This is a genomic window from Xenophilus arseniciresistens (assembly GCF_028023875.1).
GTDB classification, from domain to species: Bacteria; Pseudomonadota; Gammaproteobacteria; order Burkholderiales; family Burkholderiaceae_C; genus Xenophilus; species Xenophilus arseniciresistens.
Genome location: NZ_JAQIPB010000006.1, coordinates 357,266 through 372,283, shown reverse-complemented (window position 1 = coordinate 372,283; position 15,018 = coordinate 357,266). Strand labels below are relative to the sequence as shown.

The window sequence follows — 15,018 nt, the reverse complement described above, 5'->3', positions numbered from 1 at the left end:
AGCACGCGAAGGCAGCAGGGTCAAATCGGGGCTCGCCGCGCGGGCCTCGCTCAGGCCTTCTTGGCCGCTTCGCGATACACCAGCAAAGGCGCCTGATTCTCTTCAATGGTCGATTCGTCCACCACGACCTTTTCCACGTTCGTGGCATTGGGCAGGTCGAACATGGTGTCGATCAGAGACTGCTCGAGGATGGAGCGCAGGCCGCGGGCGCCGGTCTTGCGCGCCAGCGCCTTGCGCGCGATGGCGCGCAGCGCAGCGGACCGCACTTCCAGCTCCACCCCTTCCATCTGCAGCAGCCGCGCAAACTGCTTGACCACCGCGTTGCGGGGCTCGGTCAGGATCTGGATCAGCGCGTCCTCGCTGAGCTCGGCCAGCGAGGCGACCACGGGCAGGCGGCCCACCAGTTCAGGGATCAACCCGAACTTGATCAGATCCTCGGGTTCGACCTCGCGGAACACATCGGTCAGGCTGCGCTGCTTCTTGCTGCGCACGCTGGCGCCGAAGCCGATGCCGGAGGCCTCGGTGCGGGCCTCCACCACCTTCTCCAGGCCGGCGAAGGCGCCGCCGCAGATGAACAGGATATTGGTCGTGTCGATCTGCAGGAAGTCCTGGTTCGGGTGCTTGCGCCCGCCCTGCGGCGGAATGCTGGCCATCGTGCCTTCGATGAGTTTGAGCAGCGCCTGCTGCACGCCCTCGCCCGACACGTCGCGCGTGATGCTGGGGTTGTCGGACTTGCGCGAGATCTTGTCGATCTCGTCGATGTAGACGATGCCGCGCTGGGCCTTGTCCACCTCGTAGTTGCAGCTTTGCAGCAGCTTCTGGATGATGTTCTCGACGTCCTCGCCGACGTAGCCGGCTTCAGTCAGCGTGGTGGCGTCGGCCATCACGAAGGGCACGTCGAGCTGGCGCGCCAGCGTCTGGGCCAGCAGCGTCTTGCCCGAGCCCGTGGGACCGATCAGCAGGATGTTGCTCTTGCTGAGCTCCACGTCGTCCTTGGCCTTGTCGCCCTTTTCCTTGTGGCGCAGGCGCTTGTAGTGGTTGTAGACGGCCACGGCCAGCATGCGCTTGGCGGCTTCCTGCCCGATCACGTAGTTGTCGAGGTTGGCCTTGATTTCCTGCGGCGTGGGCAGGTCGCCACGCGCGTCGCGTTCGGCCTCGCCCGACGGCATCTCTTCGCGCACGATTTCGTTGCACAGGTCGATGCACTCGTCGCAGATGAAGACCGACGGGCCCGCGATGAGTTTCTTGACCTCGTGCTGGCTCTTGCCGCAGAAGGAGCAGTACAGCGTCTTTTCGCTGGAAGAGCCTTTTTTCTCGGCCATGGACAATGCCTCTACAGGGGAATCAATCAATGATAACTAAAGCAAAACGGCGCTTTCCGCACGGGAAAACGCCGTCACCCGACGGGCCGAGGCCATAGGCCGCAAGGCCTGCGACCTGCCCGGCGTCAGCTTCGCTGCGCGATCACCTGGTCGACGATGCCGTATTCCTTGGCTTCGTCGGCCGTCATGTAGTAGTCGCGTTCGGTGTCGGCGCGCACCTTCTCCAGCGGCTGGCCCGTGCGTTCGGCCAGGATGCGGTTCATCTGGTCCTTGGTGCGCAGGATGTCGCGCGCCTGGATCTCGATGTCGGTCGCCTGTCCGCGGGCACCGCCCAGCACCTGGTGGATCATGACCTTGGAGTTGGGCAGCGAATAGCGCTTGCCCTTGGCGCCGGCGGCCAGCAGGAAGGCGCCCATGCTGGCTGCAAAACCCAGGCACATGGTCGACACGTCGGGCTTGATGAACTGCATGGTGTCGTAGATCGACATACCTGCCGTCACGCTGCCGCCCGGCGAGTTGATGTACAGCGAGATGTCCTTGTCCGGGTTTTCGCTTTCCAGGAACAGCAGCTGCGCCACCACGAGGTTGGCGGTCTGGTCGTTCACTTCGCCGACCAGGAAGATCACGCGCTCCTTGAGCAGGCGCGAATAGATGTCGAAGGAGCGTTCGCCGCGCCCCGACTGCTCGATCACCATCGGGATCAGGCCCAGGGCCTGGGTTTCGTGTGCACTCATGTTTCTCTCCGGAAGAGCCGCTACTGTGAGCTGAACTGTACGTCCTAACGAAATGGGGCCTGTGCCACCAGGCACAAGCCCCACCGTGAACGGCAGCTATGCCTGCTGGATGATCAGGCCTGCTGAGCCATCAGGTCGTCGAAGGACAGGGTCTTGTCGCTGACCTTGGCCTTGCCCAGCACGTAGTCGGTGACGTTGTTCTCGATCACCACGGCTTCGACTTCGGCCAGGCGGCGGTTGTCGCCGTAATACCAGCGCACCACGTCGGCCGGCTTCTCGTAGCTGGCAGCCAGCTCTTCGATGTGCGACTTGATCTGCTCGGGCTTGGCCTGCAGTTCATTGGCGCGCACCACCTCGGCCACCACCAGGCCCAGGCGCACGCGGCGCTCGGCCTGCTCGCGGAAGATGTCGGCGGGGATCGGCGCCTTGTCGGCGTCCTTGATGCCGCGCTGCTTCAACTCGGCACGGGCGCCTTCGACCATGCGGTCGATCTCGGCCTGCACGGTGGACTTGGGCAGGTCCAGCTCGGCATTGGCGATCAGCGCATCCATCACGGCGTTCTTGTTGCGCGCCAGCAGGCGGAACTTGACTTCGCGCTCGAGGTTCTTGCGGATGTCGGCGCGCAGGGCTTCCACCGTGCCTTCGGCGATGCCCAGCGACTTGGCCAGGGCTTCGTTCACTTCGGGCAGGTGCGAGGCTTCGATCTTCTTGACGGTGACCAGGAAGTCGGCCGTCTTGCCGGCCACGTCCTTGCCGTGGTAGTCGGCCGGGAAGGCCAGCGGGAAGGTGCGGCTGTCGCCTGCCTTCATGCCGCGCACGGCGTCTTCGAATTCCTTGAGCATCTGGCCTTCGCCGACCACGAACTGGAAGTCGGCAGCCTTGCCGCCTTCGAAGGGTTCGCCATCGATCTTGCCTTCGAAGTCCACGGTCACGCGGTCGCCGTCTTCGGCGGCGGCATCCTGGGCGCGCTGCGCGAAGGTGCGGCGCTGCTTGCGCAGGATGTCCAGCGTGCGGTCGATGGCCTCGTCGCTCACCTCGGCAGAAGCGCGCTCGATCTCGGCCTCGGCCAGGTCCTTGACCTTGACTTCGGGGAAGACTTCGAACACCGCGTCGAAGGCCAGTTGGCCTTCAGGTGCGCCGTCCTTCTCGGTGATCGTGGGCTGACCGGCCACGCGCAGCTTGGCTTCGTTGGCGGCCTGCGAGAAGGCCTCACCGACCTTGTCGTTCACCACTTCGTACTGCACCGAGAAGCCGTAGCGCTGGGCCACCACCGTCATCGGCACCTTGCCGGGACGGAAGCCGTCCATCTTGACGGTGCGGGCCAGGCGCTTGAGGCGCGTGTCGACTTCGTTCTTGATGGTGTCGACGGGCAGCGTCAGAGTGATCTTGCGTTCGAGCTTCTCGAGCGTTTCAACATTCACGGTCATGTGTCTAATCCTTATGAAGATCGCTGGTGCGCGGGGGGGGACTCGAACCCCCACACCATTGCTGGCGTCAGGACCTAAACCTGGTGCGTCTACCAATTTCGCCACCCGCGCAACGTCGATGGAAACGAAAACGGGCGGCCCGATGGGGACCGCCCGTCGAAATCGGTCAACCGCGCATTTTAGTGCGTAAAACGGGGCTCACCGGCTGGCGGCTTCACCGCGAACGCCCTTTTCCTTGAACCAGCGCAGCCGCGGCGCCCTGTCCGGCCCCTGCGATGCGCCGGACACGCCAAAGGCCGCCGCGTACATGGCCGGCAGCGCCAGCAGAGTGAGCACCGTGGCGACGATCAACCCGCCCATGATGGCCACGGCCATGGGGCCCCAGAACACGCTGCGCGACAGCGGGATCATGGCCAGCACCGCGGCCGCGGCCGTGAGCACGATGGGCCGCAGACGCCGCACCGTGGATTCGATGATGGCGTCGCGCGCCGGCACGCCGGCCGCACGGTCGGTCTCGATCTGGTCGATCAGGATCACGGAGTTGCGCTGGATCATGCCCATGAGCGCGATCACCCCGAGCAGCGCCACGAAGCCGAAGGGCCGGTTGAGCAGCAGCAGCGCTGCGGCCACGCCCGCGATGCCCAGCGGCCCGGTCAGGAAGACCAGCAGCGCCCGGCTGAAGCTGTGCAGTTGCAGCATCAGCAAGGTGAAGACCACGAACAGCATGATGGGCACACCCGCCACGATGGAGGACGAACCCTTGCTGCTTTCTTCCACCGCGCCGGCCACCTCGATGCGGTAGCCGGTTTCGCCAGCCGCATGCCAGCGCGCCTCGAGCTCGCGCAGCCCCGGCAGCAACTGGGCCGTCACGGTCGCGCCCTGCAGGCCTTCGGCGATGTCGCCCTGCACCGTCACCGCATAGTTGCGGTTCCAGCGCCACATCACGCCGGGCTCCCAGCCCAGGACCGGGCGCGCGATCTGCGTCAGCGGAATGGCGCGGCCGGTGGCCGTGGTGACATAGGCATTGGCGATGTCCGAGATCTCGCCGCGCTCGTCGGGCGACTGGCGCAGCACGATGTCGATCAGCTTGTCCTGCTCGCGGTACTGGCCGATGGTGGTGCCCGTGAACAGCGTGCGCGACGCCTGGGCGATGGCCTGGCTGCTCAGGCCCAGCGCGCGCGCCTTCGCCTGGTCCACCTCCAGCCGCACGGCCTTGACCGATTCGTTCCAGTTGTCGTTGGTGCCGATCATGGCCGGGTTCTGGCGCACCAGGGCCTTGACCTCGTCTGCATGCTGGCGCAGCCGCGCCGGGTCGTCGCCCACCACGCGGAACATCACGGGATAGGGCACCGGCGGGCCGTTGGGCAGCAGCTTCACCCGGCCGCGCGCCTCGGGGAACTCCTGCGCCAGCACCGTGCGCAGTTCGCGCCGCAGCCGCTCGCGCGTGGGCAGGTCCTGCGCCAGCACGATGAACTGCGAGACATTGCTCTGCGGAAAGACCTGGTCCAGCGGCAGGTAGAAGCGCGGCGTGCCCGAGCCGATCCAGCTGGCCACGCTCACCACGCCCTCGGTGCCCATGAGGCGTTGTTCCAGCCGCCGGGCCACCGCGTCGTTGGCCGGCTGCGACGTGCCTTCGGGGAACCACAGGTCGACCATGATCTCGGGCCGGCTGGAGTCGGGGAAGAACTGCTGCTGCACGCGCGTCATGCCCAGCACACCCAGGCCGAAGATCGCGACCGTGGCGGCAATGGTGAGCCAGCGGTGGTCCACGCACCAGCCCACCGTGCGGCGAAAGCGCTTGTAGAAGGGCGAATCGAAAAGCTCATGCGGCGAAGAAGCCTCGACGCCGGAAGGCTGCGCATCGACGGTCTCGCCCGTCAGCCCGGGCGGTGCAGGGTGCGGCTTGACCTTGAGCAGCAAGGTGCCCAGGTAGGGCACGAAGTACACCGAGACGATCCACGACAGCACCAGCGCGATCACCGTCACCGCGAAGATGGCGAAGGTGTATTCGCCCGTCACCGACTTGGCGATGCCGATGGGCAGGAAGCCCGCGGCCGTGATCAGGGTGCCCGTGAGCATGGGCTTGGCCGTCACGTCGTAGGCGAAGGTGGCGGCCCGCACCTTGTCGTAGCCCTCCTCCATCTTGCGCACCATCATCTCCACCGCAATGATGGCGTCGTCCACCAGCAGGCCCAGCGCGATGATCAGCGAGCCCAGCGACACCTTGTGCAGCCCGATGCCGAAATAGTGCATGGCCAGGAAGGTGACGGCCAGCACCAGCGGAATGGTGATGCCCACCACCAGCCCGGGCCGGTAGTCGATGTACCAGCCGCCCAGAAGCTTGTTGCGCCCGCCCTTGTGCAGGCCCAGCGAGACGAAGCTCACGGCCAGCACGATGACCACGGCCTCGATCAGCACCTTGACGAATTCGTTGACCGAGGCCGCAACGGAGGCCGGCTGGTCCTGCACCTGGGCCAGCGTCAGGCCGGCGGGCAGCGTCTTCTCGATGGCCGCCGTGGCCTCGCGCAGGGCCTTGCCCAGCCCGATGATGTCGCCGCCCTTGGCCATCGAGATGCCCAGCGCGATGGTCTCCTGGCCCTGGAAGCGCACCTTCACGCCCGGCGGGTCCACATAGCCGCGCCGGATCTCGGCGATGTCGCCCAGCCTCAGCTGCAGGCCCGAGCTGCCGCGGATCGGCATGGCCCGCAGTTGCTCCACGTCGTTGAACTGCCCGCCCACGCGCACCTGCACCACGTCCTGCGGCGACTGGATGGTGCCCGCGCTTTCGACCGCGTTCTGCGCGCCCAACTGCTGCAGCACCTGGTTGAAGTCCAGCCCCATCTGCGCCAGGCGCTTGTGCGAGACCTCGACCCAGATCTTTTCGTCCTGCACGCCGAACTGCTCGACCTTGGCCACATCCTTGACGCGCAGCAGCCGCTGGCGCACGTCGTCGGCAAAGTGCTTGAGTTCGGCGTAGCTGTAGCCATCGCCCTGCAACGCGTAGATCACGCCGTAGACATCGCCGAACTCGTCATTGAAGAAAGGGCCCTGGATGTTCTGCGGCAGGGTGGCACGGATGTCGCCGATCTTCTTGCGCACCGTGTACCAGACCTGCGGCACCTCGGCCGGCCTGGAGATGTCCTTGATCTCGAAGATGACCTGCGACTCGCCGGGCTTGGAATAGCTGCGGATCTTGTCCGCATAGGGCACTTCCTGCAGCGTGCGCTCGATCCTGTCGGTGACCTGCTCGGCCACCTGCTGCGCGGTGGCGCCGGGCCAGTAGGTGCGCACCACCATGGCCCTGAAGGTGAAGGGCGGGTCCTCGTCCTGTCCGAGCTGGAAGTAGGCCGCGATGCCCAGCACCATCAGCACGGCCATCAGGTAGCGCGTCAGCGGCCCGTGGTCCAGCGCCCATTTCGACAGGTTGAAGCCGCCGCCCTGCCCGCTGCTGCCGCCGGCCATCAGCGGCTCCCGGCCGCAGGGGCCTGCGCGGCCGCCTCGCCTGCCGGCCTGTTGTAGATGCTGACCTTCTGCCCCGGCGCAAGCACATGCACGCCGGCCGTCACCACCTGCTGCCCGGGGCTCAGGCCCTGCGCGATCACGGCCTCGTTGCCGTCCACGCCCGCCACCTGCACGCTCTGCGAACGCACGCTCATGCTGCCCGGCTCCAGCACCCACACGGCGCTGCCGGCGCCTTCCTGGCGCAGGGCGCTGGTGGGCAGCTTGATCACGGGAGCGCCCTGGGCGCTCAGGGCCTGCGGCCGCGCATAGACCGTGGCGCCCAGCGGCGGTGCCGTGGCGGCAGGGATCTCGACCTTGACCAGATAGGTGCGCGTCACGGGGTCGGCGCTGGCCGCCACCTCGCGCACCTTGCCTTCCTGCTCCTCGCCGGCTGTCCAGCCGCGCACCTGCACGGGGGAGCCCACGCGCAGTTGCGCGGCGCGGTCCTCGGGCACCGAGAAGACCACGTCCCGCGCGCCATCCAGCGCCAGGCGCAGCACCGGCGTGCCTGCCGCCAGCACCTGCCCCACTTCGGCCTCGACGGCGGTCACCACGCCCGGCGCCTGCGCCACCAGCGTGGTGTAGCTCGCCTGGTTGCCTTGCGAGGCCACCTGCGCCTGCGCCTGGTCCAACTGCGCCTGGGCCGAGCGCGCGCTGGCCTCGCGCCGCTCCAGCTCTGCGCTGCTGATGAAGTTCTGCGCGCGCAGTTCGCGGTAGCGCTTCAGGTCCGCCGCCGCCAGGTCGCGCTGGGTCTGCGCCGCCACGGCCTGCGCGCGCGCGGCCTGGGCTGCGAGCTGGTAGTCCTGCGGATCCAGCTGCGCCAGCACCTGGCCGGCCTTCACGTGCTGGCCCGGTTCGGCCTGCCGTTGCGCCAGCTTGCCCGCCACCCTAAAGCCCAGGCGGGCTTCCACGCGCGCGCGCACCTCGGCTGAAAACTCGGCGCCGCCGTTCGAAGGCTGCACGCCCACGGTCATCACCTTCACGGCGCGCAGGGGTTCGGGCGCGGGCGGCGGCCGCGAACAGCCCGCCAGGGCCAGCCCCAGCAGCGCGGGCGCCAGCAGTGGAGAAAGGCGCACACCCGGGTGCGCCCTGCGAGCAGGCAGTTCAGACAACAAAGCCATGGGAAGAACACCCGCTCGCGCAGGCCTGGAACAGCGGCGCCGAAATCGGCACCGTCAAGTTAATGACCGAATGGTTAGTAATTTAGGCGATGCATCCCTCGACTGTCAACGCGCAAAACAGCTTCGTTTCCGTTCACCCGCTGTCCGCCAGGGACGCGCCGGCGCTGCCCTGACAATCGCCGCCGTGCCCCGATCCTCTTCCCCCGTTCCCCGGCAGGCCGCCGCGCCGAACCACTACGAGAACTTCCCGGTCGCGTCGTGGCTGTGCCCACCGCGGCTGCGCCCGCCCATCGCCGCGCTGTATGCCTTCGCGCGCACGGCCGACGACATCGCCGATGAAGGTGATACCGCGGCGCCCGAGCGCCTGGCCCTGCTGCAGGCTTATGGCGAGGACCTCGCAGCCGTGGTGCGCGGCCAGGCCCCTTCGGCACGCTGGCCGCAGGTGTTCGGGCCGCTGCGGCACGCGATCGCCGAATTCAGCCTGCCCGAATCGCTGCTGGCCGACCTGCTCGACGCCTTCCGCCAGGACGTGCGCTGGACGCAGGCCGCGCGCCGCTATGCCGACATGGCCGAGCTGCTGGACTACTGCCGCCGCTCGGCCAATCCGGTCGGGCGCCTGCTGCTGCATCTGGCCGGCCTCGGCGATGCGCGCTCGCTCGCGCAGAGCGACGCGATCTGCAGCGCACTGCAGCTCATCAACTTCTGGCAGGACCTGTCGGTCGATCTGCCACGCGGGCGCCATTACCTGCCGCTGGCCGATTGCGCGGCCTTCGGGCTCGGGCCCGGCGATTTCCAGTCCTTCGCCCCGCTGGGGCCCGCGCGCCCGCCAGCACCGGCGCTGGCCCTGGTCGCGCAGCAGGTGCAGGCCGCGCGTGCGCTGATGCGCGAGGGCGCGCCGCTGGTCCATCGCATGCCCGGCCGCATGGGCCATGAACTGCGCCTGGTCGTTCAAGGCGGCCTGCTCATCCTCGACCGGATCGAGGCCCGGGGCTTCGACAGCTTCAGCCACCGGCCCACGGTCAGGAAGTGGGACGCCCCGCGGCTGCTCTGGCGGGCCTTCAGGATGTAGCGCGCCCGACTCGGCCCGAAGCACCTTCACGCCACCCCGCGACAATCACGCGCCATGAGACCCGCGCCCCGCCGATGAGCACCCCCGAGCAATACGTCCAGAACAAGGCCGCCGCCTCCGGCAGCAGCTTCTATTACGCCTTCCTGTTCCTGCCGCCCGAACGCCGCGCGGCCATCACCGCCTTCTACGCCTTCTGCCGCGAGGTGGACGACGTGGTCGACGAAGTGAGCGATGCGGGCGTGGCCGCGACCAAGCTGGCATGGTGGCGCACCGAGATCGCCAGCGCCTTCGCGGGCCAGCCGCGCCACCCCGTGATGCAGGCCCTGATGCCGCACGCGCCGCGCTTCGACATCGAGGCGCGCCAGCTGCTGGAGGTGGTGGAAGGCTGCGAAATGGACCTGCAGCAGACGCGCTACCTCGACTTTGCCGGCCTGCAGCGCTACTGCCACCTGGTGGCCGGCGTGGTGGGCGAAGTCTCGGCGCGCATCTTCGGCCAGACCGACGCGCAGACCACGCAATACGCCCACAAGCTGGGCCTGGCGCTGCAGCTGACCAACATCATCCGCGACGTGGGCGAGGACGCCATGCGCGGGCGCATCTATCTGCCCGTCAATGAACTGCAGCAGTTCGACGTGAAGGCGCACGAGATCCTGGGCCGCGTGCATTCCGACCGCTTCGTGGCGCTGATGCGCTTTCAGGCCCAGCGGGCCCAGGCGCTGTACGACGAGGCGCTGGCCCTGCTGCCCGCGGCCGACCGCCGCGCACAGAAACCCGGCCTGATGATGGCCAGCATCTACCGCACCTTGCTGGGCGAGATCGAGCACGAGAACTTCCAGGTGCTGCACCAGCGCATCGCGCTCACGCCGCTGCGCAAGCTGTGGCTGGCGTGGAAGGTGCAGGCGCTCGGGCGGATGTGAGCACCGCAGCCCTTCGCACCGCCGTCATCGGCGCCGGCTGGGCCGGCCTGGCCGCAGCCGTGCGGGCCACGCAGGCCGGCCAGGCCGTGACCCTTTACGAGGCCGCGCGCACACCGGGCGGCCGCGCGCGGCGCGTGCTGGCCGATGACGGCACGGTGCTGGACAACGGCCAGCACATCCTCATCGGCGCCTACCGCGCCACGCTGGCGCTGATGCGTGAGGTGGGCGTGTCGCCCGAAGCCACGCTGCGGCGCCTGCCGCTGGCGCTGCGCTTTGCCGATGGCGGCGGCCTCGAAGTGCCTGCCGGCTTGCGCCCGCCGCTGGACCTGCTGGCCGGCATCTGCGCCGCCCGCGGCTGGACCTGGGCCGACCGCTACAGCCTGCTGCGCACCTCGCTGCAATGGCGCCTGCGCGGCTTTGCCTGCGCGCCCACGCTCAGCGTGGCGCAGCTGTGCGCGGCGCTCACGCCGCGCGTGATGACCGAGCTGATCGAGCCCCTGTGCGTGTCGGCCCTGAACGTGCCGCCCGCGCGCGCCAGCGCGCAGGTGTTTCTGCGCGTGCTGCGCGATGCGCTCTTCGGCGAAGCCGGCGGTGCCGATCTGCTGCTGCCCAGAGTGGACCTGGGCGCGCTGCTGCCCGACGCCGCCCTCGACTGGCTGGCTGCACGCCGCGCGCAGCAACGGCTGGGCCACCGCGTCCAGTCCATCGCACGCGATGGCGCGCGATGGCTGGTCGATAGCGATCCCTTCGACCGCGTGCTGCTGGCCACGCCGGTGTGGGAAAGCGCGCGCCTGGTGCAGCAGGCGGCGCTGCCCGAAGCCGCCGACTGGCTGGCCCGCGCGCAGGCCATCGACCATGAGGCCATCGCCACCGTGTACGTGAAAGGCGCGCCGCCCTTGCCGCAGGGCCGCCCCATGCTGGCCCTGCGCAGCGATGCGCAACGCGCGCCCGCGCAGTTCGTGTTCGACCGCGCGCAGCTGGACGGACCCGCGGGCCTGGCCGCCTTCGTGGTCAGTGCCAGCACCCTGCCGCGCGAGGAGCTGCAGGCGCGCGTGCTGGCCCAGGCCAAGGTGCAACTGAACTGGACGGACCTGCAGCCGCTGCAGACCATCGTCGAGAAGCGCGCCACCTTCGCCTGCACGCCCGGGCTGCAGCGACCCGCCATGGACATCGCGCCCGGCCTGCGGGCCTGCGGCGACTGTTGCGAAGGGCCCTACCCCGCCACGCTGGAAGGCGCGGTGCTCAGCGGCGAAGCAGCCGCGCGGCCCTGAGCCCGATCACCAGCCCCAGACCAGCTTGCGCGACACCCAGCCCACGCGGCCGGCCTTGGTGCGCACCTTGACCCAGTCGCCGCGGCGCTCCATCGTGCGCAGCACGTCGCCATAGCCGGCGCGGGCCACCACGCGCGCACGCGTGTTCGGCGTGGCGCGCACATTCAGTGCGCTGGCCTTGGAGACCATGTGCGCCTGCCGGTTGGTGCGCGAGCTCAGCACCCAGGCCCGGTCGCCTTCGAAATCGCTCACCCGCAGCCAGGCCCCCTTGCGGCTGAGCACGCGCAAGGGGTAGCCCTTGTCGATCGACCAGCGCGCTTCGGCACGCTGGCTGGCGGCGGCCCGGAGCATCACGCCATCGCGCGCCGCAGCCACCATCTGCTGGGCATAGGCCGCCGGCAGCGCAAACAAGGTGGCAAGAACCAGAAACAGGGCGGGCAGACGACGCAAGGCGATGGACATTCGGACAGAACCTTTCTGAGCAGGACGAAGAAAAAAAAAAGCGCGGCGCCCTTCCTGCGAAGGGCCCGCGCCCAGTGTGTTTCAGCGATGGCGGATTGGTTCCCGAGTGTTTCCGGAAACCTGTGCGGGGTTGTCCTTAGAACTTCAGGCCCTGCATGCCCTTGAGCAGGCTCTTGCCCGCGCCGATCGGGTCCTGGCGCAGCTTGGTCTCCTCGCGGCCCACATAGGTGAAGATGCCGTCGCTGGTCTTGCCGGCCACGTACTCGCTCAGGCGCGTCTCGTTGAAGCCCAGGGCGGAAAGCTGCTGCGTCTGCGCCAGCACGCCCGACTGCTGCAGCGCCGTGCGCACCAGCGGCAGCAGCTGCGCCTGCACCGAGGCGCCTGCGCTTTTCTTCAGGTAGTCGGTGGCGCCGGTGGCGCCGCCGCGCGCGATGTCCACCGCATCGCTGAAGGAGGCGCGGTCGATGGCTGCGCGGAAGATGGGCTTGGCCTGCGCCGCGGCCTGCTCGGCCGCGCGGTTGAGGCTGCCGTTGATGTCGCCCGTCAACCCGACCTTGCTGGCCAGATCGAGCAGGTTGCCCAGCTTGGCCGCGCCCGGCAGGGCGATGCGGATCGCTTCATCGGCCGAGAAGGCGCCGGGGCGCGCCAGTTGGTCCAGCGCATGGTCGGAAGCCTGGCCCAGCATGGCCTTGACGGGGTTGGTGCCGGTCTGCGCCTGCGCGGCTGGCCAGGCGCCCAGCATCGCAGCCGCGCCCAAAAAGACCGACCGAAGATGATGCCTACGTGATTGCATGGGGGAACCTCCGCTTGAGAAAAGGTGATGTCCGCGCGTGTTCAGGCGCTGCCGTCCAGCGCCGTGCACAGGGCCTGCAGATTGGGCACGATCAATTGGGGCCGCGGGCCTTCGCCCCAGGGCCGATGGTCGCGCACCAGCCAGGCGGCCTGCATGCCCGCATTGAGCGCGCCGGCCACGTCCAGGCCCGCATCGTCGCCCACGTGCAGCATGTCGCGCGGCAGCAGGCCGATGGAGGCCGCCGCCGCGCGGAAGATGGGCGCATGCGGCTTGCCGCTGCCGAAGCTCTTGGCGCTGAAGCCGATGCGAAACCAGCGCGCCACGCCCGTGCGCTCCAGATCGGCATTGCCGTTGGAAACCGCCACCAGCGGATAGCGCTCGCTGAGCCAGCGCAGCGCGGGCAAGGCGTCTTCATACAGCGTCACGCGCTGGCGCTCGGCAAAGAAGACCTCGAAGGCCGGCTCGGCCAGCGCCGGATCGTCGCCCGCGCGCTGCAAGGCACCGCGGATGGATTCGCGCCGCAGCGCGGCCAGGTCATGCGCGAGGTCGGAGCGCTCGCGCGCCGTGGCCTCGCGCAACTCGCGCAGCACCTGCGGGTCGGTCACCAGCGCGGCCGTGCGCGGCGCATGGGCCTGAAGCCAGCCGTGCAGCACGGCCTCGGCGCGTTCGATGGTGGGCCAGATCGGCCACAGGGTGTCGTCAAGGTCCAGGGAGATGCCCTGGATGCGGCGCACGTCCAGAAGTTGCGCGACGCGGGCCGGATCGGCGGAAGTCATGCCCCAGAATATCGCATGCCTCGCACCGTCATTGCGCCCGAAGGCAACTCCGGCGCTTCTTCATCCCCCCTGCCCGCCCCTGCCCCGCACACCGCCGTGCTGTGGTGCAACCTCGGCTCGCCCGAGGCCCCCACGGCCGCCGCCGTGCGGCCCTACCTGGCCCAGTTCCTGAGCGATCCGCGCGTGGTGGAGATCCCGCGCGCCGTGTGGCTGCCGCTGCTGCACGGTGTGATCCTGCGCCGGCGGCCGGCCCGGTCGGCCGCCAAGTACGCCAGCATCTGGATGCCCGAAGGCTCGCCGCTGGCCGTGTGGACGCGCAGGCAGGCCGCCTTGCTGCGCGGCTGGCTCGGCGAGCGCGGCCATCGCGTGCGTGTGGTGGAGGCCATGCGCTATGGACAGCCTTCGCTGGAGCGCCAACTCGATGCACTGCAGGCCGAGGGTGTGAAGCGCGTGCTGGTGCTGCAGGCCTATCCCCAGTACTCGGCCACCACCACGGCCAGCGTGACCGACGCCGTCAACGCCTGGCAGGCGCGCCAGCGCAAACAGCTGGAGCTGCGCTTCGTCAACGACTACCACGACGACGCCGGCTACATCGGCGCGCTGGCCGGCCGCGTGCACCGGCACTGGCAGCAGCATGGCCGGCCCGACCGGCTGCTGATGAGCTTTCATGGCATTCCCGCGCGCAACATCGCGCTGGGCGATCCTTACCAGGCGCAGTGCCTGCGCACCGCGCAGTTGCTGGCCGATCAGCTGCAGTTGCCCCAAGGCTTCTGGCAATGCAGCTTCCAGTCACGGTTCGGCCGCGCGCGCTGGCTGGAGCCCTACACCGAGCCCACCTTGCGCGAACTCGGCGCCTCGGGCGTGGGCCGCGTGGACGTGCTGTGCCCGGGCTTTCCGGCCGACTGCCTGGAGACGCTGGAGGAAATCGCCATGGAAGGCCGCGAGGCTTTCCTGCACAGCGGCGGCAAGGCCTTCCACTACATCCCCGCGCTCAACGACGACCCGGCCTGGATCAGCGCGCTGGCCGATCTGGCTGTGCGTCACCTGGCCGGCTGGCCCACCACGGCGCAAGGCTGAGCGCCGTTCTCAGACCACCCGCGCCGCATCGACCTGCCGCACGCGGTGGTCGATGTAATAGCCGCCGTATTCGGTGTAGCGCAGGAACACGCGCGCGCAGTCGCTGCAGCGGTAGACATCGGCGCGGTTGAAGGGGAAGTACTGCACCGCGATGGGCGCATCGGGCGAGTCGTAGCGCGTGCCTTCGGGGTGGTGTTCCTCGAAGGTGGGCTCGGCCTCGAGGTCGGCGCGCAGGGTGCCGATGCGCACGACTGACGCGGGCCAGCGCGCGTCGGTCACGCTCTCCTACGCAGGCACCTGCAAGGCGCGGCAGCTGCAGCCCGGTTGCGCTGCGGACGGTGCTGCTGCGGCCAGTTGTCGCAGTGCATCTGCGGTGATCAGGGAAGACATGGCAGGAGAAGGCGTGGACGGGCTCGGGTGGATGCACCGAGTAGAGCATGCGCCTCGGGCAAGGCGGCTGAAGTATCGCCATCCAGTACCCAAAGGCCCGGATTCGTCCACAGGGCCATTGATTCGCCTGCGCCGCGCGCTGCAGCCCGGACCATCGC

General features: G+C 68.8%; 13 protein-coding genes and 1 tRNA gene. 4 read left to right on the top strand and 10 right to left on the bottom strand.

Going from position 1 to position 15,018, the window contains the following annotated elements:
* Nucleotides 1-50: 50 nt before the first annotated feature.
* The 6 genes from clpX to PGB34_RS14460 form a co-directional block, all read right to left on the bottom strand.
* On the bottom strand, nt 51-1,322 hold the full coding sequence (gene clpX / locus PGB34_RS14485; protein ID WP_271428787.1) for an ATP-dependent Clp protease ATP-binding subunit ClpX: 1,272 nt from the start codon (nt 1,320-1,322) through the stop codon (nt 51-53).
* 125 nt (nt 1,323-1,447) lie between these two features.
* Nucleotides 1,448-2,056 (bottom strand): ATP-dependent Clp endopeptidase proteolytic subunit ClpP, encoded by a 609-nt coding sequence (gene clpP / locus PGB34_RS14480; protein WP_271428786.1) that lies wholly within the window; start codon nt 2,054-2,056, stop codon nt 1,448-1,450.
* 113 nt (nt 2,057-2,169) lie between these two features.
* Nucleotides 2,170-3,483 (bottom strand): trigger factor, encoded by a 1,314-nt coding sequence (gene tig / locus PGB34_RS14475; RefSeq protein ID WP_271428785.1) that lies wholly within the window; start codon nt 3,481-3,483, stop codon nt 2,170-2,172.
* 24 nt (nt 3,484-3,507) lie between these two features.
* A tRNA-Leu gene (locus PGB34_RS14470) sits at nt 3,508-3,594 on the bottom strand.
* 87 nt (nt 3,595-3,681) lie between these two features.
* Nucleotides 3,682-6,945 (bottom strand): efflux RND transporter permease subunit, encoded by a 3,264-nt coding sequence (locus PGB34_RS14465; RefSeq protein WP_271428784.1) that lies wholly within the window; start codon nt 6,943-6,945, stop codon nt 3,682-3,684.
* On the bottom strand, nt 6,945-8,105 hold the full coding sequence (locus tag PGB34_RS14460; RefSeq protein ID WP_271428783.1) for an efflux RND transporter periplasmic adaptor subunit: 1,161 nt from the start codon (nt 8,103-8,105) through the stop codon (nt 6,945-6,947). Before PGB34_RS14460 ends, PGB34_RS14465 begins: the two co-directional genes overlap by 1 nt.
* Nucleotides 8,106-8,280: 175 nt before the next feature.
* On the opposite strand from PGB34_RS14460, the gene hpnC reads away from it, so the two are divergent.
* The 3 genes from hpnC (at nt 8,281) to hpnE (ending at nt 11,362) form a co-directional block, all read left to right on the top strand.
* Complete coding sequence (gene hpnC, locus PGB34_RS14455) at nt 8,281-9,174, top strand: squalene synthase HpnC (RefSeq protein WP_408647903.1); 894 nt, start codon at nt 8,281-8,283, stop codon at nt 9,172-9,174.
* Nucleotides 9,175-9,248: 74 nt separating this feature from the next.
* Nucleotides 9,249-10,091, top strand: a complete 843-nt coding sequence (hpnD, locus tag PGB34_RS14450; RefSeq protein WP_271428781.1) for a presqualene diphosphate synthase HpnD — start codon at nt 9,249-9,251, stop codon at nt 10,089-10,091.
* Complete coding sequence (gene hpnE, locus PGB34_RS14445; protein ID WP_271428780.1) at nt 10,088-11,362, top strand: hydroxysqualene dehydroxylase HpnE; 1,275 nt, start codon at nt 10,088-10,090, stop codon at nt 11,360-11,362. Before hpnD ends, hpnE begins: the two co-directional genes overlap by 4 nt.
* A gap of 6 nt (nt 11,363-11,368) precedes the next feature.
* Here hpnE and PGB34_RS14440 read toward each other — a convergent pair whose 3' ends face one another.
* The 3 genes from PGB34_RS14440 to PGB34_RS14430 all read right to left on the bottom strand — a co-directional run bounded on the left by PGB34_RS14440 (nt 11,369) and on the right by PGB34_RS14430 (nt 13,393).
* Nucleotides 11,369-11,824, bottom strand: coding sequence for an SH3 domain-containing protein (locus PGB34_RS14440; RefSeq protein ID WP_271428779.1), 456 nt, complete (start codon nt 11,822-11,824; stop codon nt 11,369-11,371).
* A 136-nt stretch (nt 11,825-11,960) separates the two neighbouring features.
* Nucleotides 11,961-12,617, bottom strand: coding sequence for a DUF4197 domain-containing protein (locus PGB34_RS14435; RefSeq protein WP_271428778.1), 657 nt, complete (start codon nt 12,615-12,617; stop codon nt 11,961-11,963).
* A 41-nt stretch (nt 12,618-12,658) separates the two neighbouring features.
* Nucleotides 12,659-13,393, bottom strand: coding sequence for an HAD family hydrolase (locus tag PGB34_RS14430; RefSeq protein ID WP_271428777.1), 735 nt, complete (start codon nt 13,391-13,393; stop codon nt 12,659-12,661).
* A 15-nt stretch (nt 13,394-13,408) separates the two neighbouring features.
* On the opposite strand from PGB34_RS14430, the gene hemH reads away from it, so the two are divergent.
* Nucleotides 13,409-14,470 carry a ferrochelatase gene (gene hemH / locus PGB34_RS14425; protein ID WP_271428776.1) on the top strand — a complete coding sequence of 354 codons (1,062 nt, stop codon included), beginning with the start codon at nt 13,409-13,411 and terminating at the stop codon, nt 14,468-14,470.
* Between the two features lie 9 nt (nt 14,471-14,479).
* Here the strand turns inward: hemH and PGB34_RS14420 are convergent, their stop codons facing one another.
* Nucleotides 14,480-14,749 (bottom strand): hypothetical protein, encoded by a 270-nt coding sequence (locus PGB34_RS14420; protein ID WP_271428775.1) that lies wholly within the window; start codon nt 14,747-14,749, stop codon nt 14,480-14,482.
* Nucleotides 14,750-15,018 lie beyond the last annotated feature (269 nt).

What these genes read in the sequence shown, in the direction of transcription:
- clpX (WP_271428787.1), bottom strand. Translation starts at nt 1,322, where the DNA reads ATGGCCGAGAAAAAAGGCTCTTCCAGCGAAAAGACGCTGTACTGCTCC.
- clpP (WP_271428786.1), bottom strand. Translation starts at nt 2,056, where the DNA reads ATGAGTGCACACGAAACCCAGGCCCTGGGCCTGATCCCGATGGTGATC.
- tig (WP_271428785.1), bottom strand. Translation starts at nt 3,483, where the DNA reads ATGACCGTGAATGTTGAAACGCTCGAGAAGCTCGAACGCAAGATCACT.
- PGB34_RS14465 (WP_271428784.1), bottom strand. Translation starts at nt 6,945, where the DNA reads ATGGCCGGCGGCAGCAGCGGGCAGGGCGGCGGCTTCAACCTGTCGAAA.
- PGB34_RS14460 (WP_271428783.1), bottom strand. Translation starts at nt 8,105, where the DNA reads ATGGCTTTGTTGTCTGAACTGCCTGCTCGCAGGGCGCACCCGGGTGTG.
- hpnD (WP_271428781.1), top strand. Translation starts at nt 9,249, where the DNA reads ATGAGCACCCCCGAGCAATACGTCCAGAACAAGGCCGCCGCCTCCGGC.
- PGB34_RS14440 (WP_271428779.1), bottom strand. Translation starts at nt 11,824, where the DNA reads ATGTCCATCGCCTTGCGTCGTCTGCCCGCCCTGTTTCTGGTTCTTGCC.
- PGB34_RS14435 (WP_271428778.1), bottom strand. Translation starts at nt 12,617, where the DNA reads ATGCAATCACGTAGGCATCATCTTCGGTCGGTCTTTTTGGGCGCGGCT.
- PGB34_RS14430 (WP_271428777.1), bottom strand. Translation starts at nt 13,393, where the DNA reads ATGACTTCCGCCGATCCGGCCCGCGTCGCGCAACTTCTGGACGTGCGC.
- hemH (WP_271428776.1), top strand. Translation starts at nt 13,409, where the DNA reads ATGCCTCGCACCGTCATTGCGCCCGAAGGCAACTCCGGCGCTTCTTCA.